This window comes from Anaerolineales bacterium, assembly GCA_037382465.1.
Lineage (GTDB): Bacteria > Chloroflexota > Anaerolineae > Anaerolineales > E44-bin32 > WVZH01.
In genome coordinates this window covers 39,169-65,704 of record JARRPX010000020.1, presented here as the reverse complement: position 1 = coordinate 65,704, position 26,536 = coordinate 39,169, and the positions used below count along the sequence as shown (strand labels likewise).

26 protein-coding genes and 1 tRNA gene are annotated in these 26,536 nt (G+C 59.0%); 12 read left to right on the top strand and 15 right to left on the bottom strand.

Going from position 1 to position 26,536, the window contains the following annotated elements; genetic code table 11:
* The 6 genes from P8Z34_07405 to P8Z34_07380 form a co-directional block, all read right to left on the bottom strand.
* The coding region (locus P8Z34_07405) for an SDR family NAD(P)-dependent oxidoreductase (GenBank protein ID MEJ2550491.1) at window positions 1-605 on the bottom strand (605 nt) is incomplete at its 3' end.
* Between the two features lie 21 nt (window positions 606-626).
* Window positions 627-2,144 (bottom strand): YifB family Mg chelatase-like AAA ATPase, encoded by a 1,518-nt coding sequence (locus P8Z34_07400; protein ID MEJ2550490.1) that lies wholly within the window; start codon window positions 2,142-2,144, stop codon window positions 627-629.
* Between the two features lie 60 nt (window positions 2,145-2,204).
* The gene (locus tag P8Z34_07395) at window positions 2,205-4,991 is read right to left on the bottom strand and encodes a tetratricopeptide repeat protein (protein MEJ2550489.1); all 2,787 of its coding nucleotides are present in this window, start codon (window positions 4,989-4,991) and stop codon (window positions 2,205-2,207) included.
* Window positions 4,992-5,067: 76 nt separating this feature from the next.
* Window positions 5,068-6,225, bottom strand: a complete 1,158-nt coding sequence (locus tag P8Z34_07390) for a hypothetical protein (GenBank protein MEJ2550488.1) — start codon at window positions 6,223-6,225, stop codon at window positions 5,068-5,070.
* Window positions 6,226-6,397: 172 nt separating this feature from the next.
* Window positions 6,398-6,793, bottom strand: coding sequence for a roadblock/LC7 domain-containing protein (locus P8Z34_07385; GenBank protein ID MEJ2550487.1), 396 nt, complete (start codon window positions 6,791-6,793; stop codon window positions 6,398-6,400).
* Window positions 6,794-6,921: 128 nt separating this feature from the next.
* Window positions 6,922-7,629 carry a hypothetical protein gene (locus P8Z34_07380; protein MEJ2550486.1) on the bottom strand — a complete coding sequence of 236 codons (708 nt, stop codon included), beginning with the start codon at window positions 7,627-7,629 and terminating at the stop codon, window positions 6,922-6,924.
* A 132-nt stretch (window positions 7,630-7,761) separates the two neighbouring features.
* Here P8Z34_07380 and P8Z34_07375 point away from each other — a divergent pair, with 132 nt between their 5' ends.
* Both P8Z34_07375 and P8Z34_07370 read left to right on the top strand, forming a co-directional pair.
* Window positions 7,762-9,294 carry a hypothetical protein gene (locus tag P8Z34_07375; protein MEJ2550485.1) on the top strand — a complete coding sequence of 511 codons (1,533 nt, stop codon included), beginning with the start codon at window positions 7,762-7,764 and terminating at the stop codon, window positions 9,292-9,294.
* Entirely contained in the window at window positions 9,291-10,808 is a 1,518-nt protein-coding gene (locus tag P8Z34_07370) for a hypothetical protein (protein ID MEJ2550484.1), read from the top strand. Before P8Z34_07375 ends, P8Z34_07370 begins: the two co-directional genes overlap by 4 nt.
* 61 nt (window positions 10,809-10,869) lie before the next feature.
* On the opposite strand, the gene P8Z34_07365 is transcribed toward P8Z34_07370, so the two are convergent.
* Window positions 10,870-11,601 carry an isoprenylcysteine carboxylmethyltransferase family protein gene (locus P8Z34_07365; GenBank protein ID MEJ2550483.1) on the bottom strand — a complete coding sequence of 244 codons (732 nt, stop codon included), beginning with the start codon at window positions 11,599-11,601 and terminating at the stop codon, window positions 10,870-10,872.
* A 9-nt stretch (window positions 11,602-11,610) separates the two neighbouring features.
* On the bottom strand, window positions 11,611-13,722 hold the full coding sequence (locus P8Z34_07360) for an acetate--CoA ligase family protein (protein ID MEJ2550482.1): 2,112 nt from the start codon (window positions 13,720-13,722) through the stop codon (window positions 11,611-11,613).
* 181 nt (window positions 13,723-13,903) lie between these two features.
* Between P8Z34_07360 and P8Z34_07355 the strand changes: the two genes are divergently transcribed.
* The 5 genes from P8Z34_07355 (at window position 13,904) to P8Z34_07335 (ending at window position 18,161) form a co-directional block, all read left to right on the top strand.
* The gene (locus tag P8Z34_07355) at window positions 13,904-14,431 is read left to right on the top strand and encodes a bifunctional nuclease family protein (protein MEJ2550481.1); all 528 of its coding nucleotides are present in this window, start codon (window positions 13,904-13,906) and stop codon (window positions 14,429-14,431) included.
* Between the two features lie 136 nt (window positions 14,432-14,567).
* Window positions 14,568-15,953, top strand: coding sequence for a replicative DNA helicase (dnaB, locus tag P8Z34_07350; protein MEJ2550480.1), 1,386 nt, complete (start codon window positions 14,568-14,570; stop codon window positions 15,951-15,953).
* Between the two features lie 64 nt (window positions 15,954-16,017).
* Complete coding sequence (locus tag P8Z34_07345; protein ID MEJ2550479.1) at window positions 16,018-16,734, top strand: DnaD domain protein; 717 nt, start codon at window positions 16,018-16,020, stop codon at window positions 16,732-16,734.
* Window positions 16,652-18,055: an ATP-binding protein gene (locus P8Z34_07340; protein ID MEJ2550478.1), complete on the top strand. Its 1,404-nt coding sequence runs from the start codon at window positions 16,652-16,654 to the stop codon at window positions 18,053-18,055. The genes P8Z34_07345 and P8Z34_07340 overlap by 83 nt, the downstream gene beginning before the upstream one ends.
* Before the next feature lie 41 nt (window positions 18,056-18,096).
* Window positions 18,097-18,161 (top strand) — tRNA-Glu (locus P8Z34_07335).
* 45 nt (window positions 18,162-18,206) lie between these two features.
* On the opposite strand, the gene P8Z34_07330 is transcribed toward P8Z34_07335, so the two are convergent.
* The 3 genes from P8Z34_07330 to P8Z34_07320 all read right to left on the bottom strand — a co-directional run bounded on the left by P8Z34_07330 (window position 18,207) and on the right by P8Z34_07320 (window position 20,041).
* Window positions 18,207-18,713 (bottom strand): gluconokinase, encoded by a 507-nt coding sequence (locus P8Z34_07330; GenBank protein ID MEJ2550477.1) that lies wholly within the window; start codon window positions 18,711-18,713, stop codon window positions 18,207-18,209.
* Window positions 18,714-18,792: 79 nt separating this feature from the next.
* Window positions 18,793-19,584 (bottom strand): hypothetical protein, encoded by a 792-nt coding sequence (locus tag P8Z34_07325; protein MEJ2550476.1) that lies wholly within the window; start codon window positions 19,582-19,584, stop codon window positions 18,793-18,795.
* Entirely contained in the window at window positions 19,526-20,041 is a 516-nt protein-coding gene (locus P8Z34_07320) for a hypothetical protein (protein ID MEJ2550475.1), read from the bottom strand. Before P8Z34_07320 ends, P8Z34_07325 begins: the two co-directional genes overlap by 59 nt.
* 353 nt (window positions 20,042-20,394) lie before the next feature.
* Between P8Z34_07320 and P8Z34_07315 the strand changes: the two genes are divergently transcribed.
* The 4 genes from P8Z34_07315 to P8Z34_07300 all read left to right on the top strand — a co-directional run bounded on the left by P8Z34_07315 (window position 20,395) and on the right by P8Z34_07300 (window position 24,009).
* Window positions 20,395-21,333 carry a TIGR01777 family oxidoreductase gene (locus P8Z34_07315; GenBank protein ID MEJ2550474.1) on the top strand — a complete coding sequence of 313 codons (939 nt, stop codon included), beginning with the start codon at window positions 20,395-20,397 and terminating at the stop codon, window positions 21,331-21,333.
* 134 nt (window positions 21,334-21,467) lie between these two features.
* Window positions 21,468-22,460 carry an ATP-binding cassette domain-containing protein gene (locus P8Z34_07310; protein MEJ2550473.1) on the top strand — a complete coding sequence of 331 codons (993 nt, stop codon included), beginning with the start codon at window positions 21,468-21,470 and terminating at the stop codon, window positions 22,458-22,460.
* The gene (locus P8Z34_07305; GenBank protein ID MEJ2550472.1) at window positions 22,457-23,281 is read left to right on the top strand and encodes an ABC transporter permease; all 825 of its coding nucleotides are present in this window, start codon (window positions 22,457-22,459) and stop codon (window positions 23,279-23,281) included. The genes P8Z34_07310 and P8Z34_07305 overlap by 4 nt, the downstream gene beginning before the upstream one ends.
* 44 nt (window positions 23,282-23,325) lie before the next feature.
* A complete protein-coding gene (locus tag P8Z34_07300) occupies window positions 23,326-24,009 on the top strand; it encodes a hypothetical protein (GenBank protein MEJ2550471.1) in 684 nt (227 codons plus the stop codon).
* Between the two features lie 4 nt (window positions 24,010-24,013).
* Here the strand turns inward: P8Z34_07300 and P8Z34_07295 are convergent, their stop codons facing one another.
* Together P8Z34_07295 and P8Z34_07290 are read right to left on the bottom strand one after the other, a co-directional pair.
* Window positions 24,014-24,403 (bottom strand): hypothetical protein, encoded by a 390-nt coding sequence (locus P8Z34_07295; protein MEJ2550470.1) that lies wholly within the window; start codon window positions 24,401-24,403, stop codon window positions 24,014-24,016.
* Between the two features lies 1 nt (window position 24,404).
* Entirely contained in the window at window positions 24,405-25,019 is a 615-nt protein-coding gene (locus P8Z34_07290; protein MEJ2550469.1) for a hypothetical protein, read from the bottom strand.
* A gap of 144 nt (window positions 25,020-25,163) precedes the next feature.
* On the opposite strand from P8Z34_07290, the gene P8Z34_07285 reads away from it, so the two are divergent.
* Window positions 25,164-25,583, top strand: a complete 420-nt coding sequence (locus P8Z34_07285) for a response regulator (protein ID MEJ2550468.1) — start codon at window positions 25,164-25,166, stop codon at window positions 25,581-25,583.
* A 126-nt stretch (window positions 25,584-25,709) separates the two neighbouring features.
* On the opposite strand, the gene P8Z34_07280 is transcribed toward P8Z34_07285, so the two are convergent.
* Both P8Z34_07280 and P8Z34_07275 read right to left on the bottom strand, forming a co-directional pair.
* Window positions 25,710-25,868, bottom strand: a complete 159-nt coding sequence (locus P8Z34_07280) for a hypothetical protein (GenBank protein MEJ2550467.1) — start codon at window positions 25,866-25,868, stop codon at window positions 25,710-25,712.
* Between the two features lie 273 nt (window positions 25,869-26,141).
* Complete coding sequence (locus tag P8Z34_07275) at window positions 26,142-26,513, bottom strand: response regulator transcription factor (protein ID MEJ2550466.1); 372 nt, start codon at window positions 26,511-26,513, stop codon at window positions 26,142-26,144.
* Window positions 26,514-26,536 lie beyond the last annotated feature (23 nt).

Genomic DNA, 26,536 nt, shown 5'->3' with positions numbered 1-26,536 from the left:
GCCTCCATGTTCTTACTGCCGTGCATGTAGGAGCGCATCCAGCCGGGGTGATACACGCGAAAGGTGTATCCCTCGGGCCGCAGGCGATTGAACGTGATCTTGACGGCCATATTCAGCGCGGCCTTGGACATGCAGTAACCGTACCATGCCTGGCGCTGGCAGCGGGTGATGCTGCCCGCCTCCGAGGAGACAAAGCACAGCCGCTTTATCGCGCTTTGGTTCGTAAGCGGCAAGAAAGCCTCCACCATACGCAGCGCCCCCAGGGTGTTGACGTCGAACTCGCGGTGCATCTCGGCGTAATCCAGACCCTCACCAACCGCGCGTTCCACCGTGGGCGAGATGACGCCTGCGTTGTTGGTCAGCATGTCGACGCGGTCCGCCATCCCGGCGACGGTTTGCGCGGCGACCTGCGCCGACTCGACCGAGGTGACGTCCAGCGGGACGGTGTGAAACGTCTCAGGGAACCGCCCCGCCAGCGCGATCAGGTCAGGCCAATCGGGCATGTACTGCCCGCCAAAGACGTGCCAACTCCGCTCCAGCAGCCCGGCGCAGAGGGCGAAACCTAGGCCACGGTCGGCTCCTGTGACAAACGCAATTGGTTGCATTAAAGAACACTCCTTTTCCAGTCAGGCCGTTCGCCGAGGCCGGTACTGGATCGCCTCGGCCAGATGCGGCGTCTCGATGCGCTCGCTCCCGACCAGGTCGGCAATCGTGCGCGATAGCTTCAAAATGCGGTGGAAGGCCCGCGCGCTCATCCCCAATTGCTGCATCGCTGCCTTGACCAGACCCCGACCTTCCTCGTTCAACTGGCAGATTTGCCGCACCTCCGTCGGTCCCATGTCGGCGTTGCAACTGAGCGATGTCTCTGCAAAGCGCTTCCGCTGTACCCCTCGCGCCGCCTCTACCCGCGCGCGGATCGCCTCCGAGCGCTCTCCAAGCCGGTCGGCCGTCAGCTTGTCCACGTCCACCCGCGGCACCTCGACGTGGATGTCGATGCGGTCGAGCAGCGGCCCCGAGATGCGCTTCTGGTAGCGCGTGACCGTGGCGCTGGAGCAGGTGCATTCCCGCTGCACGTCGCCGTAGTAGCCGCAGGGACAGGGGTTCATCGCCCCCACGAGCATGAAGTTGGCCGGGAAGGAAGACGAGCCGCGCGCCCGGCTGATGGTGACCACCTTGTCCTCCATCGGCTGGCGCAGCACTTCGAGGACGCGCATGCCGAACTCGGGCAGCTCGTCCAGAAAGAGCACGCCGCGATGCGCGAGCGAAATCTCGCCCGGCCGCGGCCAGTTGCCGCCGCCCACCAACCCGGCGTTGGAGATGGTGTGATGCGGCGCGCGGAACGGGCGCACGTGGATCATGGGCGTCTCTTCGGGCAGCAGGTCGGCGACGGAGTAGATGCGCGTCACGTCCAGCGCTTCCTCCACGGTCATCTCGGGCAGGATCGAAGGCAGCGCCCGCGCCAGCAGCGTCTTCCCCGCGCCCGGCGGTCCCGCCATGAGCAGGTTGTGCCCGCCCGCGGCGGCGACTTCCAGGGCGCGCTTGGCATGTTCCTGCCCTTTAATATCTTGAAAATCAGGTCCGTCGTATACGCTTCCGTTGGGGCCGTGGGTGTTCGCGGCTGCCGGGATGGGCACCACGCCGGAGAGATGGTTGACCAGGGCGGTCAGCGATTCGACCGGCACCACCTCGATCTCGGGGATCAGGGCCGCCTCGGCGGCGTCCTCCTGCGGGACGAAGAGACGTCGAAAGCCCATCTCGCGCGCCAGCGCCGCCACGGGCAGCACGCCGCGGATGTGGCGCACGGAACCGTCGAGCGAAAGCTCGCCCACGGCCAGAGCGCCATCCAGCCACTCCGGCGCGATCTGCTCCGAAGCGGCCAGCGTGCCGATGGCGATGGGCAGGTCGTAGGCCGGACCCTCTTTGCGCAGCGCAGCCGGCGCCAGATTGACCGTCACCCGCTGGCGCGGGAAGACCAAGCCGGCGTTTTTCACCGCCGCCTGCACGCGTTCGCGGCTTTCCTGCACGGCGGTGTCCGGCAATCCGACGATCTTGAAGGAGGGGAGCCCGCGCGAGGTGTCCACTTCCACTTCGACGATTGCCCCCTCCAGCCCGATGATGGCTGCGGCGTGGACTTTGGCGAGCACAGCTACAGTCTAGGGGAAATCGGCGAAAAGTTCAAACCACTGCATGAAACGCGTATTGGATCACAACTGCTGCAGGTACATTTCCGCCGACTCTTTAAAACGCCGTGCGCTGGGGCGATCCCAATAAAGTTCGAGGAAAGTTCCAAACTCTGCGATCGCCAGATCCACTTCTCCCTGCTGCATGTAGCATAGACCCAGGGCGTAGTGGCTGACGTCGTACTTCGGATTGAGGCGTAAGCTTTCCAGCGCTGCCTGCATCGCCGCGTCCACGTCTCCGAGTTCGTAGGAGGCAAGCGCCAGGTTTTTGTAGGCAGGAGCGTAGTAGGGATTCAAGTTCAACGCTTCCTGGGCTTCGATCAGCGCTTGTTCGTTGCGCTCCTGCTGCAGGTACAAGAAAGCCAGGTCGTTGCGCACTTCCCAATCATCCGCAGCGAGCGCCAAGGCCCCGGTCAACGCAGTTTCCGCCGCGTCCAGGTCGCCCTGTTCGATTCGTAAATATCCCTCGGAGAGCAATGAGTCCTTCGTTTCACCGGAAACGGCGCGGTATTCTTCGATTCCGGCGAGCGCGGCGTCGTACTTTTGCTCGGCGATGTAGACCTCGATCAGTGAAATCAGGAGTACGTCTTCATCCGGATCGATCTGGCGCGCTTCGAGGAGCAGCGCCTCCGCATCCGAAAATCGCAGCGCGTTGGAGAGCGCGGAGGCGGTGAAAAACATGCCGTAGGCGTCCTCGCCTCGAACTTCGAGCGCGTCCTCCAGGGCTTCGTCCATCACGTCAGATTCATCCAGCATGTACGCGGCGATGGCGCGCAGGGCGTAGACCGTCGACGAGGCAGGGAAACTGGCGATATACGCTTCCGATTGTTCGAGCGCTTTTTCGAAATCGGCGACTCTGAGATACTCAATGAGCACCAGATTCCAGGCTCCAATGTGGGACGGATCGAGGGCAAGCGCCGACTCATAATTCTGAATGGCTTCGACAGGCCGGGTCAATTCCGTCTGGCAGCGTCCGAGGCCAACGTAGGCCTGGACTGCGAGATAGCTTTCCACGCCGGCGTCGAGCAGGCTTTGGAAGTTCTCCGCCGCCGCATCATAGTCCTCCACGGCAAGCAGGCTGAAGCTCATCCCGAACTGCGAGTCGATCAGCGCCGTATCGATGTCCAAAGCACTGGAAAAGGCCTCCACGGCTTCCGGGTATTGGGCGTGAGAATAATAGTAAAAGCCCAGGTCGGAGTATAAATGTGCGTTATTGGGACTCAAAGAGACCGCCGTCTGCAGATCCTGCAGCCCCTGCGCATCGTCTCCCATGCCGATGTGCACATCGCTCAATGCGGAGTACGCATGCGCCCGCACCTCGTCATCCGTGCTGTCTGCAATCAGGGCCTGCAGATATGAAAGCGCCTCTGCGTACTGACCTAAAGCAGTCTCGGTCAGCGCATAGCCCATCCTGGCGTCCTCGTGATCCGGATCGCGTTCCAGGGCGTCCAGGAATGATGCTTCGGCCTTCACATACTCACCCTGTTGAATGTAGATCCATCCGAGATATGAATAAGCCCAGGGATCTTCCGGATTCAATGCGATGGCTTCCTGGTAGATCTGCACCGCTCCAGGAACATCTCCGGCGCTGTACAAAATCTCCGCTCGCGCCAGGGCGTCCAGATAATCGCTGCCCGGTCTCGTGCCGGGTGAAACTTCGGTGAAAAAGGCAAAGGAGACGACGATGACCAGCGCAGCGGCCAGCAGGGCGCCCCAGCTCACGAGCGAGGTTCCGCCCTGTAGTGCTGCCGTTTGCGGACGCAGTTGTTCGAGCCGCTGCTTCCATTGGATCACACGATCTGCGACCGTGAGATTGGAGACCAGATAGAACGCAAACCCACAGGCGAGGATGGCGACGTAGATCAAATCCACATTCATCCCACTGGTGAGCATGTCGCGCAGCAGCCACGCACCACCGCGGACAAGCACCGAGCCCGTCTTCATCAGGGTCTCACCGGTCGAGCCGTAACTGACTCCGGAGATGAGCGAGGCGACGTGTTCGCTGAGGCTGTATCCACCAACCACGCCGTAGGCCGCCAGCAGCGCCGTAAAGACGGCAAGCACAGCCCCCAGCGAGCGTTGGCGCACGTTCATGCGCTTCAAGACGAACGTCAGCAGTCTGGCGAAGAGCACCCCGCCGAGGAAAAGCATTCCGATCAGCGGCAGCCAGCTGAAAACGACGATCCAGAAATCCACACTTCCGCTGAGGTTTAGAAATCGGGTGACGAGATCGTCGAGGACTCCGATCGCGCCGCCCATGATGGCCGCTGCGGCAAGGACGGCCAACGTGGGGAACAGATCGGAGATGGGGGACTGCGCCACGGCTGCAGGAAATTTACGGTAGAGGTCAGAAAGGCGCCGCTGTGCATCTTCATCCTGCGCCTTAACGTACAAGGCCGACTCCAGGCATCGAGCGGCCCCCTGCGCATCCCCCTTTAGTATCTTTAAATTGGCGATCCGTTTCAGAAGCTGCGCATTGGCCTCTTCGGGCACGACGCCGCCTTTGGCCAGTTTGAAGAGCGTTCCCGGCGTAGCGATCAAACCATACGGTAAGCCCATCCAACCGAAAAAAGCACTCAGGAAAGCCGCCAGCGTCAGTTTTATGCCACCGTGTTTCCGGCACCACACCCCTTGATACGCCCGGCGGAAGGTTGCGATGAACAAACTGAACACGTATGGATAAGATGCGATGCGCAGCGTTTCATCCTGGCGGCCGCATTCGATGCAGGCAGAGACAGCGGATGATTCCATACTGCTATCGGGATCGGCGTTCGTTACTACCGGCGAGATTGGAGTCTGTTCGTCAGTCATGGCGTATATTCCTTCTCATTCGCGTGAATGCAGACACGGTGTAGACAGTCAGGGTCGTTCGACTCTCGGCGGAATTTCACGGCCACATCAGGCCGATCAGCTCCCCGTCCGCAAAATATGTGATGGCGCCGTCCAGCGTGAGCAGGTACGTCTGCATGTCATTGTTTTCCGTTCCCTGCACGACGAGCAGGGTTTCGGACGCCCAGGCGGTCTTCTGGAAGTAGCCGTTGGCGGTCGAGGCAATGACCGTGGGATCCACGCCCGGCGCAGTGCGCACGGCGATCCAGCCATTGATATCCCCTGGATCCATGCCTCTGCTTCCAAAGGCGAAAGCCAGTTGGGTGCCGGAGGGCGAATACGAGACGCCACCGGTTTGCTGTTGGTCGGGCAGCAGCGGCAGCACCGTCTCGGCGGAAGTCGCCAGATTCCGCTCGCGCAATCCCTGGATCCCCGATCCCCCATCGCAAGTGCCGGTCAATAATGTGTCATCGGGTGAAATGACGTTCCAACAAAGCATTCCACCACCTGTGGATGCCGGATAATAGGTCGAGTAGGTGTTCGTCGCCGGATCGTAGCCGTACATACTGGAGTAGCCGAAATAGAGCAGATCCCCGATGCCCGAAATCTGCCACACGTAGAATAGATTGCCCGCCTGGCTCCAGCGATAGACTTCAAGCACGTAGAACTCGTCCATACCGCTCGTCGGATCGAACTGCGTCACCGTGTGCGTGTCGGAACCGTCGATGTTTGCCGTCCAAAGCTCGCTGTTCGCCCATTCCGCAGCAGCCCAGGCGATCATGCTCTCGTCTGCATTAACGGAGAAGGTAAGGATCTTCATGTTGGGGATGGCGGTGAAGGCAAGATCGTCGACACCGCCGGAGGTCACGCGCTTTACCGAACCACTCATGCCGGTCCCGCCGCTATCGACGTAATAGATCGCATCCCCGATGATCTGGTACGAATTGGGATGCGCCCAATTCGTCAACCCGGCTGCGGGCCGCGTCTCGCTCAACGTGCCGTCCAGGTTGTAGATTTCGAAATTACCGCCTGCGAAAATGACCACAAGCGGTTCCGGTGCGGGCTCTTCCGTCGCCGTCGATTCGAGGGTGGGTTCTTCCGTCGGCGTCTCTTCCACCGGCGGCGCTTCTGTGGTCGGTCCCGGCTGCGGCAGGTTGCAGGCTAGAATCGCAAGTACGAGGAACAGCGTCGCGACGAGTGGGAATCGTTTACGCATGGGTTTCCCTCCCTATGGGCCTGTGAAGGCAATGGTTTAAATCGAGCAGCCCTGTATTTATATCGCAGTTCATGCACATGAACTCAATTTCATCTGAGACGAATGGGAACCAACCCCTCGGGCATACATGCTGGTCGTTTGTGGTGGAAGGACCGGATGATCGACGATGGCGTTACAGTTCACTCCCATAGCGTCGCTTGAGCGCTTTGAGTAGTTCAGGAACCCTACGACTCAATGGACCAAACGTGTCGTGAGGGGGAACCTCCGGCCCCAGACCGATCGAAAGCAAACGCTCTTTGCTGAGCGCGACGGTGAGCAGTTGACGATCCGAACCGGCGACGCTGGTGTAGCGCAGATTGCCGCCGGCGATCTCGTTCAACACACGCTCGCCCATCATCACCGAGGCGGCCGTCATCGCCGAGAAGGACTCCGGCTCTGCGGGCGGATCTGGCGGCACGCTGGCCACGACGAGTCCGTCGTTGTCGACCAGCGCCACCCAGAGCGGGTTGGGGAGATCTTCGGCAAGACTCCCCAGGACCCGGATCAATTCCGATTGACGAGTGACCATAGGAGTGTTCTCGATTCCGATACGAATTGTTCAGTGCGAACAACCTAAGAGTATATCGAGTGGCGCGATAAGGCAAGTATCTATTTGTCCCTCGCGTGCCGCGGCGAAGGCGGAGCGTGCCGCACGGTTCAGGGAGAGGACAGGGAAAAATTGTCAAAGCGGAATTCCGCCGCCCCGGAATCGTACGTTGTGCCGATCAGGGCGACGTCCCCGCTCGAAAAGCTCTCGTCCCGGGTTTCAGCCAGGCGCACGCCGTTGACGTAGAAGATCAAGCGCTCGCTGGCGCAGATCGCCTCCAGGTCGTTCGACCCGCTGCCCTGACGGACCGTGTCGGATTTCTCCCATCCGACGAGGAGCTGGCTGTCGCCGCCGACGTAGCGCGCGATCGCATAATAACCGTCACCGGCAGCGAGAAAGGCGTAGCCTTCGAGCTCGCCGATATCCGGGTCGTAGTTCACCCGGCACATCACGCCGTAGCCCGTATCGTTGCTTTCCGGTCCGCTGGCCTGGCGGGCCGTCACTTCGATGGTCACGTCCCCATACCACTCGAAGCGCTGCCCCCAGGTAAAAACATCCTCGTCTTCGACGCGAACGAAATATTCCCCTTCGCGATAGCCTACACTGCCCACGCTGTATTCACCGATCTCCCAACCGCTCGCCGAATCGCTGAAGTCATCGAACAGATTCACCGGAGTCGTGTACACCCTGGGCTGCGGAGGCCGATCCGGAACCGGCGTGGAGGTGCGCCGGATGACGGGATCCATTACCTGGCAGGCCGAAAGTGTTAAAGTCATGAACGCCAGAAACGGCAACCCATATCGACTCCACCTGTGCATCGACGTCCTCCTCGTCGCAGCGTTGGGGTAGCATCGCCGATTTCGGAAAACTGCGCAAGCCTACCGCGACGTACCCCGGCATTATGGAACAGATTTGGCCTCACCCCGCCTTTAGGATACAATCACGGAAGCATGAACAAGATACCGCTTCGACGCCGCACCGGCTTCATCTTATTCCTGTGTTTGTGCTTGATCGGCTTGCCGTATTACTTCTTGCTCCGCGCCGCAGACGTACAAGCTGCTCCGCCCGCGCTGCTGCGTTTCGTGGGACTATGGGGCGGGTTGTGCATTTCACTCACGTTCTGCTTTTTCACCTTCTCCCTGACGTTCTCCGCCCAGGACCCGCGCCAATGGATCGCCACGATTCTCAGTCTGGCACTCTTCGGCGGCAGCACCGGACTGTTCCTCCTGGCCATCGTCGGCGAGGCCTCATCCACGACGATCACCGCCGCGACGCACCTCGGATTCGCGCTGGTGGTTCTCTTTTCAACGGTCGCCGCAGGCGCACAATTCGTGCTCCCCGTGCGCGCAAATGCGGAGCGCTCGGCCAGCGTCCGCAGGCTGTTCGGTTTTTTATTGGGCGAACGCGGACCGGTCACTTTCCTGCGCAACGGGGAAGTCATCGAAGCGCACGACGAACGCAGCCGCAGCGGACCCGGCGTGCTGCTCATCGACTACGCCTCGGCGGCGGTCCTGCGCACGGACGTCAAATTCACCCGCTCCGTCGGTCCCGGATTGGTCTTCACCGATCCGGGCGAACGCATCGAGGAAGCCGCCGATCTGCGCCGTCAAATCCGCGCCGTGGAGGGATTCATCCCGCCTTCGGGGGAAGCGGCCGCGCTCGAATCGGTCAATTCACTCGCCGTGACGAAGGACGGCATCCCGGTTTCGACGGACATCTCCGTCGAATTCATGCTCGATCCGGGCGAGCACGTCGAGCCCCACGAAGGACGTTTCGCCCGCCGGCCGCCCTACCCCTGGAAATCCTCGGCCGTCGAAAAGGCCGTCTACGGACACGTGTACGGCGAGGCGGAAGACCTGCCCTGGACGGAACTGCCACTGCGGCTGACCATCGATCTGTGGCGCGAAATCATCAAGGGCAAGAGTCTCAAGGAACTGACCAGCTTCGATTCCAAAAGCGCACAACCCCTTCAAACCGTACGGGACGACATCCTGCGCCGTTTGACCACACCGAAAAACGATACGCAAACAGATGACAACGACGATAATTCTTCACAGCGGGATTGGAAAATCCTGCAGTCGCGCGGCATTCGCGTACTCGACGTCGATCTCTCGCATCTCTATCTCCCCAGGGACATACAGCAGGAGCGCATGGAAGCCTGGCGTCACGAATGGGCGAGCGACGTGCAAAATGTCCTCGCCGACGCGCAGGAACAGGCTACCCGAGCCATCGAACAGGGACAGATGGAGGCCAGTGAAATCCTCTTTGATGCGTTGAGCGGCGTACTTTACGAGCAGATTCGGAAAAACCCCACGCTCAGCAGACAGGACACAATGCGCTGTATCCTCAAGGACGCCGTCGATCTGTGTTCACGCGACGAGATGGTCGAAGAAAGTCCGGCCTTGAAAGCCGAGTTGCTCGACATCGCCCGGGAGTTGTCCACACTCGATAAGGACTGCCGTGAGCCGGGAGGGGAATCGTGAAACCGTCCTTCTCCTCCTCGCTTTTCGAGCGGCCCAAACGCTGGCTGATGCGTTTTCCGGCGATGGCCTATCTCGGCAGATTGAGCCGGCAGGCGCGCACCCATTTCCTGGCCCGCAATCGCGGCGGCGCCTTCCTGCGTTTATTCGTCACGGCTGTTGCGTTCGCCGCGTATTGGTTCCTCATCGTCGTCGCCCAGGGATTTCCGGGGGAGCTCGATCCCGAACTGCAGAACGAGCTGGGCCCCATCGGCTTCCTGCTGCTGAACATCCTCACCCCGTTCTTCCAACCCGAAGTCCTGGTGTACATCCTGCCGGTCATCGCGGCGGCGATGCTCGGGCTGTACGTCGCGGCGCGCTACCTCGCCGATCTGTTCGACACCGAATCGGTCTGGACGGCGTACCGCTACCTCGTAGGCGCAATCCTCGGATTGAACTACCCGGTCCTGCGGGTCGATCAAGGCAACCTGGAAACGCTCGAGGCGGAAAACGCCGAGAATCCCGTGATACTCATCGGGGGGCCAGGCTACGTGGATGTGCATCTCGGTTTCGCAGCCGTGTTCGAATCGGAGAACGGCTATCCCAGAGTGCTCAGCGCCCAACAGCGCGAGGAAGCGGCGATCCCCGACGTGTTCGCGCGCGGCGATCGACACATCGAAGGGTTCACGCGCCTTCGCGACGTCGTCGATCTGCGCGATCGTCACAGCCAACTGGACGAGATCATGGCGGTCACGCGCGACGGGATCGAGGTCTACGCGCGCGACGTCCAGGTGGTTTTCCGCGTGTACAGCGGCGAGCAAAAACGCACGCTCGAAAATCCCTATCCGTTCGATGAACGCAGCGTGCGTCGTCTGGTATACGGCCAACCGGTGACCCGCAAGGGGACGAGCCGCTGGGAGAGCGTTCTACCCTCCATCGTCAAACGCGAGATCCGCGATTTCGTGGCGCAGCGTAAAGTCGAGGAATTCCTCGCAATGCAGCCTTTCCGCATCCTCGAGAACGAAGCGCAAATCGCAGAAGCAGACGCTGGTGAAGACGGCGCTGCGGACAGCGCAGCCACGCGCCGCGATCTCACCGAGCGTTTCCATACAGAGGAACGCAAGGCCAGGCTGAGAGATCACGGCCTGGAGTCGACCTGGGTGGGTGTGGGCGCCTGGGAAGTGCGCGGCTCGCACCCGGGCGAGGACATTGGGCCGGGAAAAACGCTGCTCACCGCATGGCGCGATCTGCAGTTGGCGCGGCGTCTGAATTCAAAACGCTACCTCCAACGCAAGGGACACGAGGCCTTCCAGGACGTCGTGTCCGATTCGGTGTCGCATCTGATCCGTTCCTGGAAGGCACATCAACTGCGTCGTTCCGATCGCTGCTTCGAGTTCCTCAACACCTATCGCCAGGTCCTGCTGGAAATCCAACAGCGACTGGAGCGGAATCCCGAGCAGGACGGCCGCATCCAGACGATCCTGCTGCACCTGGACAAACTGATCGGACCGACGGTGTTTGGGGGGCCGGATTATTAACTTCGTTTTTATCATCATCCACGGAAAAACGTGCAGCGCCTATCAAACCCTCTGATTTCGGTCACCATATACCCGGCAACAATCGATACCTTACCCTACTGCAGTATTCCCGATATCCCCCCAATTCATCCTGCAGCGTGCGGTCCTCGAGCGCCGTGCGCAGCACGTATCCGGCTATTCCCAACACGGCCGGGATCAGCGCCCAGTAGGAGCCGAGCAGAAACGGCACGCCCAGAAACGCCAGAATCGCCCCCGCATAGCCCGGATGGCGCACGACGCGATACGGCCCGTTCGTAGCGACCGCATGGCCGCGTTCCGCCTGGATGCGTACGACTTCGGAGAAGTAGGCGTTCGATGCCATGGCCCAGAGGAACAGGAACCAACCTATGGCGACGAGGACCAATCCCACGACGTGCATGAGCGCGGGCGGCGTGGGCTGCCAGTTGTAACGCAGGTTCAACCCGGCCACGATCCACGATGCCATGGGCAAGATCCCGCCGGCAACCGCAGCCAGCCAGCGATCCCAGCGCTTTCCGCCTTCCTGCCGTAAACCGCCGGCGCGCTCGAGGAAAGTCTCCGGGCTGATGGGAACGAGCAGGATGGGTTGACCGAAAAGCATCACCGCGACCGAGGCGAGGAACAACCACCCCCAGAGCCATTTCACTGTACCCGCGGCGAGGAAGATGATCACCCCATAGCCAACCAGCCCCACCACGGACTGCAGGCACCAAATGATGATCTTCCGTCGAACGTCTGTCGTTGCTCGATCCCGATTTCCTTCAGTCTCATGCATGATCCTGCCTCACTCTTTATCTCGAACGCGTTTGCGTAAGCGCACGTCCAACGCCACCGCGCCTTCACCTTCGGGCAGCACGCACAACGGATTGATTTCCACTTCCATCACGTCCGGCAGATCGACGGCCAACTGTCCGATACGCAGCAAAGCCTCGATCACCGCCTCCCGATCGGCGGGGGGAAGGTTGCGGTATCCCTTCAAGCGTTTACCCGCCCAGGTGGACTCGAGCATGCGCTCGGCCTCGAAACGGCGCAGGGGCGCCAATTCAAAGGCCACGTCCCTGAGCGCTTCCACCTCCACGCCGCCGGAGCCGAACATCACCAGCGGTCCGAACTGCTGGTCGCGCACGACACCCACGATCACTTCCTGACCTTGCTCGATCATCGGCTGCACGATCACGCCTTCGATTTTCGCCTCCGGCGCCGTCGCGCGCGCGCGTTCGACGATCGTCGCAAAACCGCTTTCCAACTGCGCGGCGTCCCGCACGTTCAACAGCACACCGCCAACGTCCGATTTGTGGGGAATGTCGGCGGAGGCAACTTTCAACGCCAACGGGAAACCCACCTCGTTCGCCGCTTGCTGCGCTTCTTCCACACTTTTCGTAAGCACTTCGGCAGCGGATTGCAACCCGTAGGATTGGACGATCTCGGCGGCCAGGCTCGGTCCGATGAAATCCCCTTCCCCAACCTCAGCGCTCTCGAGTTTTTTACGCGCTCGAGCGGGATGAATGCCCCGGATCGGCTGCGCTGTTTCCTCGACCGTGCGCAGGTGAACGGCACGCTGCAGCAGCACCCGTATTGCCGAGGCCGCCCTCTCCGGGAAACGGTAGTCCGGAATTCGCGCCTGCCGGAACATGCGCGCCGCGTGCTCGATCAGATCCTGACCCATGAGCGTCACCACGACCGGCTTGGATGTGGAATGGATCAAGGGGATGAGTGCTCCGGCCACTTCTGCGGCGGTGCTCATCGGCGGCGGCACCAGGATGACGATCACCGCATCGACGGAGTCGTCCTCGATCAGCGCGCCGAGGCACTCGGCATATTCCTGCGGCCCGCCGCCCGCCAGCAAATCGATGGGATTGCGAATGGACACCGTGGAAGGCAGCAAGGACTTCAGCTTGCGAACCGTCTCGTCACCCAGCGCTGCCAGACTCAGATGGTTGGCCGCGATGGCATCCGAGGCAATCGCCCCGGGACCGCCGGCGTTGGTCAGGATGGCCACCCGGTCTCCCTGTGGTAGGGGGCACCAGGCCAGCGCCTGGGCCCAATTGAACATCTCCTCGCTGTGTCGGGCGCGGATCACCCCCGCCTTGCGGAAGGCCGCGTCGTAGGCCTTGTCCTGGCCCGCGAGTGCGCCGGTGTGCGAAGCGACCGCCGCCCGGCCCGCCTCCGAAACGCCCACTTTAATGGCGATGACCGGTTTTTCACACGTGACCCGGCGCGCTTGGTCGATGAAACGCGCACCGTCGACGATGCCTTCCAGATACATGGCGACGACACGGGTGTGGGCATCCATGGCGACCGCCGGAAGCAGATCGCTCTCGTTCAAATCCATCTGATTCCCCATACTGACCAGGCGGGACAATCCGAAACCCTGGCCGCGTGCCCAGTCGATCACGGCCTCGCACACCGCGCCGGAATGCGAGACGAAACCGATGTCCCCCTGGGTGGGACCCGGCAGCGGCAGAAAGGTGGTATCGATGGGCAAATGGGTGTCCAGGAAACCGATGCAGTTGGGACCCAACACGCGGATTTTGTGCTTGCGAGTTATTTCCAGGCAGCGCTGCTCCAGAGCGGCGCCTTCGGGGCCGGTTTCCCGGAAGCCTCCCGAACCGACGATCACGTAACGCACGCCGCGCTGGCCACATTCCTCGAGTACGTCCGGCACCGCTTTTGCGGGGATGATGATGATGGCCAGATCGAGCGGATCGGGCACAGAACTGACATCGACATACAGCTCCCGGTCGAAGAGCACTCCGCCGCGCGGATTCACGAAATACAGCTTACCCCGGTATCCGGAGACGACCAGATTCCGCGCCACGCCGTAGCCCAACTTGGTCGGATTCGTCGAAGCCCCGATAACGGCCACTCCGCGTGGTTTGAACAGCGAATCCAGCATCTCACCTCGGCTTTCTGCCGGTCTACGATTTCACGCCGACACGAAGTCCTGGTTTGGACGAAACGAGCCCAAACCAATGATAGCAGATGTTAAAACCAGGCAGAATAGAGAATTCTCATTGCTTCCATATCTTCGGTGTGTTAGAATGCCCTCAACCAAGTCACGAAAGCGGACGGAGGCAATGAATTTTGTAGAGGTAGTCGTCGACAGTATTCGTGTAAGCCTAATGTCTCCCCAGCGGATCATTATTCTACGAGAACTTGACTCCGATCGCTTCCTGCCGATATGGATCGGCCCTTTCGAAGCCGACGCAATCACACTCAGCCTGCAGGAACTCGAAGTCGCACGCCCATTAACCCACGATCTACTCCGAAACGTTCTACAAACCCACGATGCCAGCGTCGTACGCGTCAACATCACAGAGTTGAAAGACGACGTTTTCTACGCGCGCATCATCCTGTCCGTCGACGGGCGCGAACTTGAAATCGATTCGCGTCCTTCTGATGCGCTTGCACTCGCTGTTCGAGTCAACGTTCCCATTTTCGTCGCCGAAGAGGTCATGGAAGAAGCGTCTTCTGTGCCAGAGGAGGACGTGGAGGCGGGAGAAGAAATGGAAGATTCGGAAGACCGCCTCGAAGTCTTCAAGGACTTTGTAGAGAATCTCGACCTCGACGATCTGGATTCAAAGGATGAGGAGTCCAAGGACTAGCCTCTTCCCAAACGCACCGTAAGTAAGATTTTGTATGAATTTAATATGGAATGGTTGGGAACGACGATGACTGCTCTCCAGCAGTCATTACCTTTCGAGCCGAATAATAAAATCCGATTAGCAGGAATCCACACGAATGAGTGACTCCCCCTCTTTTTCCGTCGCTCCGCAGGACAGCGGGCAAAGCCAGGAGATGCCCTACGACCGCGTGGCGGAAGAAGCCGTGTTGGGCGCTGTTCTCGTCAATCCCGAGGTGTATTACGACGTCGCTCATTTCCTCACTGCGGATGATTTCTTCCTGCACCGCAACCGCTGGGTGTGGAATGCATTCACCAGCCTGCAGGAGCAGCGCCTGCCGATCGACATTCTGACCGTCTCCGAGGAACTGGAACGCAGAAACCAGCTCGACGAAACCGGCGGTCCGGCGTATCTCACGACGCTGATCAACAACGTGCCCTCCACGCTCCACGCCGAAGCGTACGGCCACCTGGTCGAAGAGACCGCAACCCGCAGACGTCTGCTCCAGGCGGCAAACCAGGTCGCTCGATTGGCGTTCAAAGCCGACGCCCTCATCGAAGACGTGGTCAACGACGCCGAGAAGGCGATCTTCGGCGTGAGCGAGCGCAGGCTCGCCCACCAGTTACAGCCGATCAAGCAGGTCGTCAGCGAATACTACGACCGCATCGATTATCTCGCCCGGCACCGCGACGAGACCCTGGGCGTACCCACAGGTTTCCTCGATCTGGACCGTTTGCTGGGCGGTTTGCAGCCCAGCGACTTTCTGATCATCGCCGGGCGTCCCGGGCAGGGGAAATCCGGATTCTGCCTTTCGGTCGCCAAGAACGCCAGCCAATTGCACAAGAAGCACGTGGCGCTCTTCTCGCTCGAGATGTCGAACGAACAACTCGTGCAGCGTCTGGTGTCGCAGGAGACGGGCATCGATTCGCAGCGGCTGAGATTGGCCAATCTGGAGGACGACGAGTGGCCCTTGTTCACGCAGGCCGTCAGCGCGCTGGGCGACACGCACATCTATCTGGATGACACACCTGCCATCACGCCGCTGCAGTTGCACACGAAGTGCCGCCGCCTGCACATGGAAGTGCGGCTGGATTTGATCGTCGTCGATTACCTGCAGTTGATGACCGGAGAAACGCGCATCGACAACCGGGTGCAGGAAGTCTCCTACATCTCGCGCAACATGAAAGCCCTGGCGCGCGAGTTGAAGGTGCCCGTCTTGGCCGCCGCACAGCTCTCACGCGCCGTGGAAGCCCGCAGACCACCGCGTCCGATCCTCTCCGATCTACGCGAATCGGGCAGCCTCGAGCAGGACGCCGACGTGGTGATGTTCATCTACCGCCCGGATCAATACGAAGAAGACACGCTCAAACAAAACATCGCCGAGATCATCGTGGCCAAACACCGAAACGGACCCGTGGGCAGCGTCGAACTGGTTTTCCGTAAAGCGCTGGCGAAGTTCGAGAACGCCGCCACGCGGCAGGTCGATCTATCGCAAATCGGATGAATTGTCCGGTTCGAGAAATGAAGTCCTTTGCCATCTGCCGCACATTCATATATAAACGGTTGAGATGAAAGCACAAAAAGGGTTCTCCGGATTCCCGGCCGGCAAATTACGAACCACACCGGTGCCGAATTTATTCTACAGCGAGCTGCTCCCGGCCATCGACCATCTGGGGGAATTGAAACTCACGCTCTACGCCTTCTGGGCACTGGCGCAGAAGGAAGGCCGCCACAGGTACCTGCGCGAGTCGGAAATCGCAGCCGACGAAGTTTTCATGCGGAGCTTCGATTCGGGCGGTCAGGACCCACGGGAAAAGCTGGCAGACGCATTGGAACGCGCCGTGGCCCGCGGGACGTTTCTCAAAGCGGTCTTGACGTTTGCGGACGGCGAAGAAGCGTTATACTTTCTGAACACCCCCAAGGGACGCGCCGCGATCGAGGGAATCGAACGCGGCGACTGGCGCCCTACGGGAATCGAGGACCATCCGGTCGAGCTGAAGGTCGAACGACCGAACATCTTCGTTCTTTACGAACAAAACATCGGCGCGCTGACGCCCATGATCGCCGACCGGCTGCGTGAAGCGGAGGACAGCTATCCGGCGGCGTGGATCGAAGATGCCATCCGCATCGCCGTCGAGAACAACGTCAGAAAATGGCGCTACGTGGAAGCGATACTCGAAGATTGGGACAAACGAGGGAGAGATGAGCGAGAAGATCGAGGAGACTCTGAAAAGGCTCGCCGCCGCTACGTCGAAGGGGACTTCTCCGACTTCATCGAACGCTGACCGCCCTGAAGAACCACTCGGCGATCCGGGATGCCCGCTGTGCGGCGGCGTGGGGTATTTGCGCGCCGACGTTCCGCTCGAAGACCCCAACTTCGGCAAGGTCGAAATCTGCCCATGCCGCCAGCCGGATGTACGTGAGCGGGTGCGCAGCCGCCTGTACCGCTTCAGCAACCTGGACGAATTGAAGCATCTCACCTTCGAGAGTTTCAACCCGGAAGGCCGTCACAACCTGCCGGCGCATCAACGCCAATCGCTGGGAAATGCCCTGGAAGCGGCGCAGAAATTCGCCCACAGCCTGGACGGCTGGCTGCTGATCCAGGGACCGTACGGCTGCGGGAAGACGCATCTCGCCGCCGCCGTCGCCAACGAATGCGCCTCTCTCGGGGTGCCCACCCTGTTTCTCACGGTGCCCGACCTGCTCGATTCGCTGCGCTTCGCATTCAACGCCGAGGACACGACCTTCGAAGAGCGCTTCGTACAAATCCGCTCCGCCCCTTTGTTGATCCTCGACGATTTTGGCACGCAGAACGCCACCGATTGGGCGCGTGAAAAACTGTTCCAGATCTTGAACTACCGCTACGTCAACCGCCTGCCCATCCTGGTGACGACCAACCTGGCGTTGGAACAGATCGAGGGACGCATGCGTTCGCGTCTATCGGAGCCCAATCTGGTCACCCAGGTTGAAATCCTGGCCCCGGACTACCGCCTGGATCGCGATCAGGTCGGGACAAATGGAATCTCGTCGCTCGAACTCCACAAAGAACAGAGTTTCGCCAACTTCAACACGCGCGACAAGGAACGCCTGGCTCCGGAAGACACGCGCAGCCTCAAGCTTGCTCTGGAAGCGGCGGTGAAATTTTCCGAAAAACCTAAAGGATGGATGGTCATCACTGGAACTTACGGTTCGGGTAAAACACATCTGGCCGCGGCGATCGCCAATGTTTGCGCCAGCCAGGGTCACGCGGTTGTCTTCATCCAGGTGCCCGACCTGCTCGATCACCTGCGCGCCACTTTCAACCCAAAGAGTGAGATTTCCTATGATCGGCGATTCGAAGAGGTCCGTGCCGCACCAATCCTGGTTTTAGATGATTTAGGAACCCAGGCCACAACCCCCTGGGTTCGAGAAAAACTCTATCAATTATTCAATTTCCGTTACAATGCGGAACTTCCTACGGTAATCACAACTGCTGACGATGTGGATAACATTGAGCCTCGCATTCGCTCGCGGATGTTAGATAACCGCTTGTGTAAAATCTACGCCATCACGGCACCTTCATACTTTGTTGATGGGACAAAACGCAAACAAAGAAAGAAGCGTTGACCCTGTTCCACGCACCGTGGTACAATCCGGCCGTTGCCCCCATCGTCTAGGGGACCAGGACGTGGGCCTTTCAAGCCCAAAACGGGGGTTCGAATCCCCCTCAAATCCGCCGCATAGTCGCGTGGCGACCTCAGGATAATCCGGGCTCGTTTCAATCCCCATCCCGTTGAATCCCACGGATGATATCCTCCACAATGTCCTCGACCGGTTGATCGATCGAAATTTCAAGCGCCTCCGCAGCGTCCGGAGGCTCCAGCGCGTCGAATTGGGAGCGCAGCATGTCCGCTTTCATGTAATGCGGATCCCGACTCTGCATGCGTGCGAAAATCGTTTCGTAGTCCCCCATCAGGTACACGAAGGTCAGGTTCCCAACTCCCCGGGCGAGAATCTCGCGGTACTTCCGTTTCAAGGCCGAACAGCTCACGACTACCGAGGCGCCTTCAGCCTGTTTTTCGAGCAGCAGCGCGTTGATGCGTTTCAGCCAGGGCAGGCGGTCTTGATCGTCGAGCGGAATACCGCTCGTCATCTTTTTAACGTTCTCCGCAGGGTGAATTTCATCCCCTTCGATGAACGCCCAGCCCAATCGCCTGCACAGCTGCGTTCCAATCGTGGACTTTCCACAACCGGAGACGCCCATTAATATCACCGCTTGACTCATCGGAGATCACCGGATTTCAACTGGCTAATGAATCTTCTGGAGATGGGAAGAACGGCACGCGTTCGCTGAACGCACACCCCTACGAAATCTGCACCTCGACGGCACACGCCTTTTCTCCCTCCGACGGCAAGGGGACGATTTCGCCTTCAATCGGGACGCCATCCACATTGAGAGAGACGGAATTTCCCGGCCCCGTCCGTTTGACGTCGATATTATACGTCACTCCGCGGTAGATACGCCGGGCTGTAGAACCGGTCCACTCGCCGGGGACGACGGGAGAGATTCTCAGACCGCAAAAATCGGACCGGATGCCCAGAATCCATTGGGTGATGGCGACGTAATCCCAGGCCGCCGTGCCCGACAGCCACGAATTTTCTGCTTCACTCACTCCAGGCGCCTCGCGGCCGGCGATCATCTGGGCACAAACGTACGGTTCGCATCGATGGATCTCGCTGATCGCCTCGCGAGCGGAGGGATTGATGCGCGTGTAATAGTCAAAGGCTCGATCCCCATTCCCCATGCGCGTTTCGGAGATCATGATCCAGGGGTTGGTATGGCAGAAGATACCCGCATTCTCCTTGTAACCCGGCGGGTAGGAAGAAATTTCGTCCAGGCGGAGATAGTATTGGGTGAAAGCGGGTCGATGCAGCACGATGCCGTGTTCGGTGGCCAGCCGCTCTTTGACCGAGTCGAGTACCCGCCGCGCCGTTCCATCTTCGAGACCCACGCCGGCCATCACGCACATCCCCTGGGGCTCGATGAAGATCTGGCCCTCTTCGTTCACCCTGGAGCCGAGCGGATTCCCAAAGCTGTCATGCGCACGCAGGAACCAATCCCCGTCCCAGCCGTGCCGGCGAATGGAATTCGCCATCCTCGCCGCGAGCTGCGCGAAATCGGGGACGGCCTCGGGCTGATTGGGCCAGGGTCATGTCCCAGACTTCCAGGTTTTCGCCCAGGGGGACGAAATAGCGAATCTCGGTCTGGATCTGCCGGTACGTGGAGCGGATGATGCTGTAGCCCATGCTGTGCCTGCAGGAGTAAGCCTCGAGGTCCTTTCGCACGGGCTGCCACGTCGGAGACCAGAAGTCGCCGTCGGCATTGCTGCGCAAGTAGAGGTAACGGCCGCTGGAATCCAGGGGTACGTTGTTGTAACGGTAGCGCGTCAGCCGCCGGTAGCGGGCGTCCCGATAGAAACAATATCCTCCCGCCGTGTTCGAAATCAAAGAGAAGAACGCCTCCGAACCCAGGTAATTGATCCAGGGCAGCGGCGTATCCGGCTGCGTGATCACGTACTCGCGCGAACGATCGTCGAAAAACCCAAAACGCATGTCAGCTCCTTGCACCTCGGCATCGATGTGAAACCACTCAGGATACCATCGAATGGAGAGCACCACCCAGATGCGTCAGCTCTTCGACGTTATCGATTCCATGCACGAAATTTGGGAGCGCTCTCAGTTAACGGCAAATTATACGCTCCCGATCTTCTTGGAAGGGAGCGCACCTATTTTGAACAATCCCGGACGCGGCGTCAAGGATTCTCCGAAAACTCGACGGCAATGCAAGCTCGCTCGGCAGATGTAAAAATGGAAAATGGAGAAGTTATAATAAATGTTAAGCAAGCTCGGCATACATTTCGACGCACGAACTGACCGCACGTCCACTCAAATACGGGAGAACGAAAATGAGATGGCTTCTTACCGGCGGCACTGGCATGATCGGCCAAGCGCTGAGCGCGAATCTGATCGCAAACGGCGACGAAGTCGTTGTCCTCAGTCGAAATCCAAAAGCCCACGAAGGCGAAGTCGAGGGACGACGGTTGGTTGCATGGGACGGTGCCACGGCCAAAGGATGGGGGCACTCAATCGAGGGCGTGGATGTGGTGGTCAACATGGCCGGCGAGCGCATCGCCGGGCCCAATCCATTCAGGCTGCGCTGGACCTCCGCCCGCAAAGAACGCATCTGCGACAGCCGGGCGCAAGCGGGCAAAGCGCTCGTTCAGGCAATCGAGAATGCTTCCAACAAACCCGCTGTGCTGATCCAATTTTCCGGCGTCGATTATTACCCCGTTGCTTCCGAACACGTAACCGAAGCAACACCTCCGGGAGACAGCTTCCTGGCACGAATATGTACTGAATGCTGGGAGCCTTCCACGCGCAGTGTGGAGGACATGGGCGTGCGCCGCGTGATCGTGCGCCTGGGGCCCGTGCTGCACTCCGAGGACGGCGCCCTACCGCCAATGATCTGGCAGACCAGGCTGTTCCTCGGCGGCCCGCTGGGTTCGGGCCAGCAGTATTTTTCATGGGTGCACATTGACGACGTTATAGGCGTGCTGCGATTCCTCGCCGGCCGAACACAGGCCGCGGGTGCGTATAATCTGACCGCCCCGAATCCGCTCACCAATGCCGAGTTCATGAAAACACTGGCGCGGGTGATGAAACGGCCCAGCTTCCTGCGCATCCCGGGCATCGCGCTGAAACTCTTGTTTGGAGAAATGTCCAGCACCTTGCTGAAAGGCTCGCGAGTCCTCCCCGAAAGGCTGCTCGCCGAAGGATATCATTTCCGGTTCCCGAAAGCCGAAGCGGCTCTGAGGAATTTGATGGGCAAGAATGGCGACGGATAGGAAGATTGGGGGATCATACAAGTAGACTAGACTCTGACACCGCCGTCATCTTTGAGGGGATCCGTTCCGTTGAATAGTAAAAGTATGTAACACCGCATTCACATCGCGCATCTATTGGATGAAAGGAGTTGCCTATGTCAAACCGAGAAATAATCGTGGAAAACCTCGCGAAACACTACCCCGGCGTGCAGGCTGTCGATGATATTTCCTTTACAGTGAATGCCGGCGAAATATTCGGCTTCTTGGGACCCAACGGAGCGGGTAAAAGCACCACGATAAAAATACTCACTACCTTGGGCCTGCCCACTTACGGTAACGCCCGTGTCGGCGGATATGACATCAAATGTGAAGCGGACGAAGTACGTCGAATTGCGGGCGTCGCGCTTCAAGAAATCGGTCTCGACCCCATAATGAAGCCGCTCGAGTTATTGATTCTTCAAGGTCAATTGTTCGGCAAGAGCCGCCAGCAAGCCCGCGAACGAGCGGACGAGCTGCTGCAATTGGTCGGCCTCACGGACGCCGTCGACCGTCGCGTGGGTACATACAGTGGTGGGATGCGTCGGCGGTTGGATCTCGCCCTGGCGCTCGTTCACGAACCTGAAATCCTCTTCCTCGATGAACCGACGACTGGTCTTGACCCTACGAGCAGGCGCGATGTCTGGCAGGAAGTCCGCAGGCTCAACGGGGAAATCGGCATGACCATCTTTCTCACCACGCAGTATTTGGAGGAGGCCGATGTACTTTCCGATCGAATCGCGATCATCGATCAGGGTAAACTTCAGGCTCAAGGTGTTCCGGCTCAACTCAAAGCCGGGCTGGGGCTGGAAGCGATCAACGTTATTTTCGACGATCGCTCCACGGCAGATCGCGCCTGCCAGCTGCTGAGCGACATCACCGATCGCACGCAAATCGATCGCAATACCGTAAGGTTGTATCTGAACCAGGCGGCCGAAACCATTCCTCAGGTCGTCAGTCGGTTGCAGCAGGCGAACCTGAATCCGATCTCGTTAACGCTCACCCAACCGACGCTGGATGACGTCTTTCTACAGGTGACCGGGCAACGACTTCAAAGCCAAGAAACTAAAACCGAACAAGGCGCCACAAGTAAAAAGGACACAGGATCATGAGTCAAAACACTAACTCAGTAAATACATCTTGTGACAACCCGTCGCGAAGATGGTCACCGCTCCAGCTTCTGCTCCTTACCTGGCGCAGTTTGGTCACGATTTTCAGAACCCCGGAGGCGCTGCTTCCCCCATTGGCCATCAGTCTGTTCTTCCTGATCATATACGATTCCACCCTGGGCGAAGCAGCCAATTTCATCCCCAACCTGGGTTCCAACAGTTATCTGGGGTTCATCTTGCCGCTGTCGATTATCAGCGCAGCGCTTTCCGGCGCCGGTATCGCCGCTCAGAATCTCGTGCGCGACTCCAACAGCGGCTATTTCGATAAACTCCTGCTAACACCGATCAGCCGTGCCTCGCTTCTTCTCGCCCCGATTCTGGCCGGCGCCATTATTCTGGGTTTGCAGGCGTCTCTCGTTCTCTGCGTAGGTCTGATCATGGGCTTGAAAATCGTGACCGGCATCAATGGCGCACTCGCGATCGTTGGTTTGGCCGTTCTTCTGGGAACGGGATTCGCAGGTTTCACAGTCTCGGCCGCCCTGGGAAGCGGGAGCGCCGCGGCGACACAGGGCGCCAGCTTCATCTTTTTCCCACTAACCTTCCTCGCACCGACCTTCGTCCCGCTCGATCTGCTCGACGGCTGGTTAAAGACAGCCGCAAGCATCAATCCCATAACCTACGTGTTGGAAGCAATGCGCAGTCTGATCAACAACGGCTGGGATGGCAGCCTCCTCGGGAAAGGCATCCTGGCATGTTTGATACTCGCCTCCGCCATGTATTTGTTGGCCGTGTTTGCGCTGCGGGTACGTACGCGGCGGACATGAGAGTCGTGAACGCCCACATCGTCAAACAAAACACGTAACTTTCAATGACGAGCCGATTTTTTCCCTTTCACGACCTGGGCTTTCGCTGCAACCCGTTCCGTGCCCTGACGCGCGAGGAATGGTCTCAGATCGCGGTCGTGCCCCAGGCGATCGAAGAGGCGATCGAAGGGGATTTCAGTCACCTGCAGATCATCGGAAATCAAGGTTCCGGAAAGACATCGGCGCTGTTGGCCTTGAAGAAACGCTTCAAGGATCAGGGCCACAAGGTGCAGTACTGCTACCTGCCGCCGGGGCAAACGAAATTGCCAGGGACGTGGCCCGTGGGCGAAATCCTGTTGATCGACGAAATGCAGCGCCTGACCCAGAATCAACGCCTGCGGGTGGTGAAGAAAGTTGCCCCGATGCGCGAGGCTGGCTTACGGCTCATTTTCGGCAGCCACGAAGATCTCAGCCCCGTGTTCGCACGGCTACGCCGCCCGCTGCAGACGATCCCGCTCCATCATCACGAAGCCGAGTTCGTGCGCAGCGTCATCGAACGACGATTACGATTTTTCTCCGAGGGGGAAAGCGCCAGAGCTTCGTTGACCGAGGAAGCCTATGGTTGGCTCGGTGAAACCTTCGCTGATGATCTTCGTTCGCTCGAAGATTTTCTCTACGAGGTCTTCCAGCGGCGGCAATTCGAAAGTGTCATTTCGGTCGAAGTGCTGCGCCGCGCGATGGCGCAGTGACTGCCTACGCCGGAACGAGGATGAACGGCTTGGCGGCTCTGGGGTCGACCGTCATGGCCAGATCGATCGAAACCTCTACCCGCCAGACGATGTTGATGTAGTGGCCGGCATAACTCCATGGCTCGTCGGGAAGGCGGAAATGGAAGGAATGGTACCTCGGCGTTCCCGCCTGCAGTTTGCCCTGGAAAAGGTCGATTTCCCCGCCTACGCCGTGATCGCGATCCCCGCGTCCTTCCGTTTGCCAAATGAGGCGAACCAAGAGATGTCTGCAATTCATGTCGCGCTGAGGCGTAACCTGAACCGAACCTTGCATCGTTTCGCCGGGTTTGAAACGCAGGAAAACGCCGTCCGCCTCGCCACCCTGAAGCGCGATCTCAAAGTCTGCTTTACTCATCTCAAATGCCCCATGCCTTTTGCGGCATCACACGAATCTCGTAATTCTCTTCCAGGTCCGGCCAGTCGACGATGTCTACGTGCACGCGAACGAACCACTGAAGCTTGTTGTTATCGGCGATGAAAGTGTGCATCGCCTCGCTGGGAATCGCCATCGAAAGGCTTTGCCGCATGACTTCCCCGGCTTCGAACCGCCGGCCTGGTATTTCATGCGTTTCCACGACGTCCGTATGGCGATCCGTGCGCGTATCGGTTCCCTGGGTGTATGTGGCCGCCTCCTGGAAAACGAGGGAAACGCTGGCTTTGCTGACCTCGCTGGCGACCTTGTAAGCCTGTTGATAATCTACGTTGAAACGCTCCCCGACCTGGAGTTCGGTATTGGAGATCGTAATCACGGGGGAGCTCAGTCTGAGTCTCGAGAAATAACGCCACAGTGCAGCCACGAGCATCGCCAGGCCGATGAGCACGAACAAAGAGATGAACAAAATTGCAGGCACTTCATGATCATTCCAGGCCATGACGAACATGAAAACGGACAAAGCAGTCCAAAACAAGGCGAATCCGAGGAAACAACCTTGGCCGAGCACGGTCCCGCGAGGCTTGTTCAACGGTTTCATTCGATCGCACTCCGAGCGATATGGTACACGATATCGGACGACAATGCGAGTACCACCTGCCAGCCCATCTAATTCGAGTCTTTGAATTCCAGGTTTTGATATACAGTTTGTTATAATGAGATGGAGTAAATTACGGTCCGTTCGATGCCAGAGAAACCATTCGAAGACGAAAAGCAAACACCCCGGAAACCACTTTATGTTCTCGTGGTTGATGACGAGGAAACCGTCTGCAATGTCGTGTGTGAGATATTGGAGACGTTGGGCTTTAAATGCCAGCGAGCTTACAGTGCTGCGGATGCTCTCGCATTCCTGGAGAAAAATACACCCGATTTGATCTTGACCGACGTCATGATGCCCGACATCGATGGGCTGACGTTGATCTACAAGATTCGCTGCGCGACGAAATCCGCAAATGTTCCCATTATCGTTTTCAGCGCCATCGCAGCCACATCGGACCGCAAAGCAGCCATAAACGCAGGCGCCAGCGCTTTCTTGGCCAAACCATTTTCATCTCGCGAGTTGAAAGAAGTGATTCGCCCGCTGCTCCCCTCGTTTAAATTCTAGACCACCCGCTGCGCCCCTGGAACTCCTATCTTTTAAAATATGATTCAACCGTTTCAGGTGCAGGAACGAAGGACCCCGGAGTGATGATCAATGTCTTGAGAGGATTCCCTCGATCCTCGAGAGAAGTTAATCGGGCAGCGGTTCCCAAGGGGATATCTTACGGATTTTCTCGATGATTTTTTCCCGGCTGGTTCGATCCTGGGCCAGCTCCAGGTCCTTCTTCAAGCGGCGCAGTTTTCGAACGCGTCGTTGACGTCGGCGGAGCTTCCTTTGTTTTGCCGTCATTGGCATAGACACACCTCGATATTCGGACAATTGCAACTATACCGGAAGAAGCAGCCCGGATCAAGGTCATTGATGATACAGCGACTCCAAATTCGTGAAGCAAGCGAAGGAAAACGGGATTCAATGCTCACGAAAAGGGATTAACGCGACATGTGCGATCGACCGCGGATCGAAGTCCGACGGGAGAGGAAGCACGAGATCGAGCCAGCCGAGTTTACTTCGATGCGTGGATGGGCAGAACGCTGTCGATTTGATGGACGATTCGATTGAGGATTATCTCGCAACCAGGCGATGAATGCGCCGAATCAATTCGCCCGTATCGATATCTTTGAGAAGATATGCGGTTGCACCTGCCCGACTGGCAGCGTCCTCTTCCCAGCTCGAAGCGTATGAAGTGAGCACGATCAAAAGCGGCGGGTCGGGCAAGTTGGCGATTTGACGGATGATTTCCAGCCCCAATCCGTCCGTGCGCTTGACCTCCACGAGCACGACATCGGGTTTGTCCTTGCGAATGTCGGAAAGCAGCGTCTCGGCGTCGCCTGACTGACCGATCACAGCCAGGCTGGCATCCCGCGATAGACGCTCCGCTAGTGCGGAGCGAACCGTCGTGTGTTCATCAGAAATATACAATCGAGCGGTGACCATGATCGGTATCCCTCCCCTTCAGG

Bases quoted from the DNA above. Each gene is read 5' to 3' on its own strand.
- P8Z34_07295 (MEJ2550470.1), bottom strand. From the start codon at position 24,403: ATGAGTAAAGCAGACTTTGAGATCGCGCTTCAGGGTGGCGAGGCGGAC.
- P8Z34_07310 (MEJ2550473.1), top strand. From the start codon at position 21,468: ATGTCAAACCGAGAAATAATCGTGGAAAACCTCGCGAAACACTACCCC.
- P8Z34_07325 (MEJ2550476.1), bottom strand. From the start codon at position 19,584: ATGGCGAATTCCATTCGCCGGCACGGCTGGGACGGGGATTGGTTCCTG.
- P8Z34_07340 (MEJ2550478.1), top strand. From the start codon at position 16,652: ATGAGCGAGAAGATCGAGGAGACTCTGAAAAGGCTCGCCGCCGCTACG.
- P8Z34_07360 (MEJ2550482.1), bottom strand. From the start codon at position 13,722: ATGCTGGATTCGCTGTTCAAACCACGCGGAGTGGCCGTTATCGGGGCT.
- dnaB (MEJ2550480.1), top strand. From the start codon at position 14,568: ATGAGTGACTCCCCCTCTTTTTCCGTCGCTCCGCAGGACAGCGGGCAA.
- P8Z34_07380 (MEJ2550486.1), bottom strand. From the start codon at position 7,629: ATGCACAGGTGGAGTCGATATGGGTTGCCGTTTCTGGCGTTCATGACT.
- P8Z34_07375 (MEJ2550485.1), top strand. From the start codon at position 7,762: ATGAACAAGATACCGCTTCGACGCCGCACCGGCTTCATCTTATTCCTG.
- P8Z34_07390 (MEJ2550488.1), bottom strand. From the start codon at position 6,225: ATGCGTAAACGATTCCCACTCGTCGCGACGCTGTTCCTCGTACTTGCG.
- P8Z34_07285 (MEJ2550468.1), top strand. From the start codon at position 25,164: ATGCCAGAGAAACCATTCGAAGACGAAAAGCAAACACCCCGGAAACCA.
- P8Z34_07355 (MEJ2550481.1), top strand. From the start codon at position 13,904: ATGAATTTTGTAGAGGTAGTCGTCGACAGTATTCGTGTAAGCCTAATG.
- P8Z34_07395 (MEJ2550489.1), bottom strand. From the start codon at position 4,991: ATGACTGACGAACAGACTCCAATCTCGCCGGTAGTAACGAACGCCGAT.
- P8Z34_07315 (MEJ2550474.1), top strand. From the start codon at position 20,395: ATGAGATGGCTTCTTACCGGCGGCACTGGCATGATCGGCCAAGCGCTG.
- P8Z34_07300 (MEJ2550471.1), top strand. From the start codon at position 23,326: ATGACGAGCCGATTTTTTCCCTTTCACGACCTGGGCTTTCGCTGCAAC.
- P8Z34_07275 (MEJ2550466.1), bottom strand. From the start codon at position 26,513: ATGGTCACCGCTCGATTGTATATTTCTGATGAACACACGACGGTTCGC.
- P8Z34_07320 (MEJ2550475.1), bottom strand. From the start codon at position 20,041: ATGCGTTTTGGGTTTTTCGACGATCGTTCGCGCGAGTACGTGATCACG.
- P8Z34_07290 (MEJ2550469.1), bottom strand. From the start codon at position 25,019: ATGAAACCGTTGAACAAGCCTCGCGGGACCGTGCTCGGCCAAGGTTGT.
- P8Z34_07330 (MEJ2550477.1), bottom strand. From the start codon at position 18,713: ATGAGTCAAGCGGTGATATTAATGGGCGTCTCCGGTTGTGGAAAGTCC.
- P8Z34_07280 (MEJ2550467.1), bottom strand. From the start codon at position 25,868: ATGACGGCAAAACAAAGGAAGCTCCGCCGACGTCAACGACGCGTTCGA.
- P8Z34_07365 (MEJ2550483.1), bottom strand. From the start codon at position 11,601: ATGCATGAGACTGAAGGAAATCGGGATCGAGCAACGACAGACGTTCGA.
- P8Z34_07345 (MEJ2550479.1), top strand. From the start codon at position 16,018: ATGAAAGCACAAAAAGGGTTCTCCGGATTCCCGGCCGGCAAATTACGA.
- P8Z34_07385 (MEJ2550487.1), bottom strand. From the start codon at position 6,793: ATGGTCACTCGTCAATCGGAATTGATCCGGGTCCTGGGGAGTCTTGCC.
- P8Z34_07305 (MEJ2550472.1), top strand. From the start codon at position 22,457: ATGAGTCAAAACACTAACTCAGTAAATACATCTTGTGACAACCCGTCG.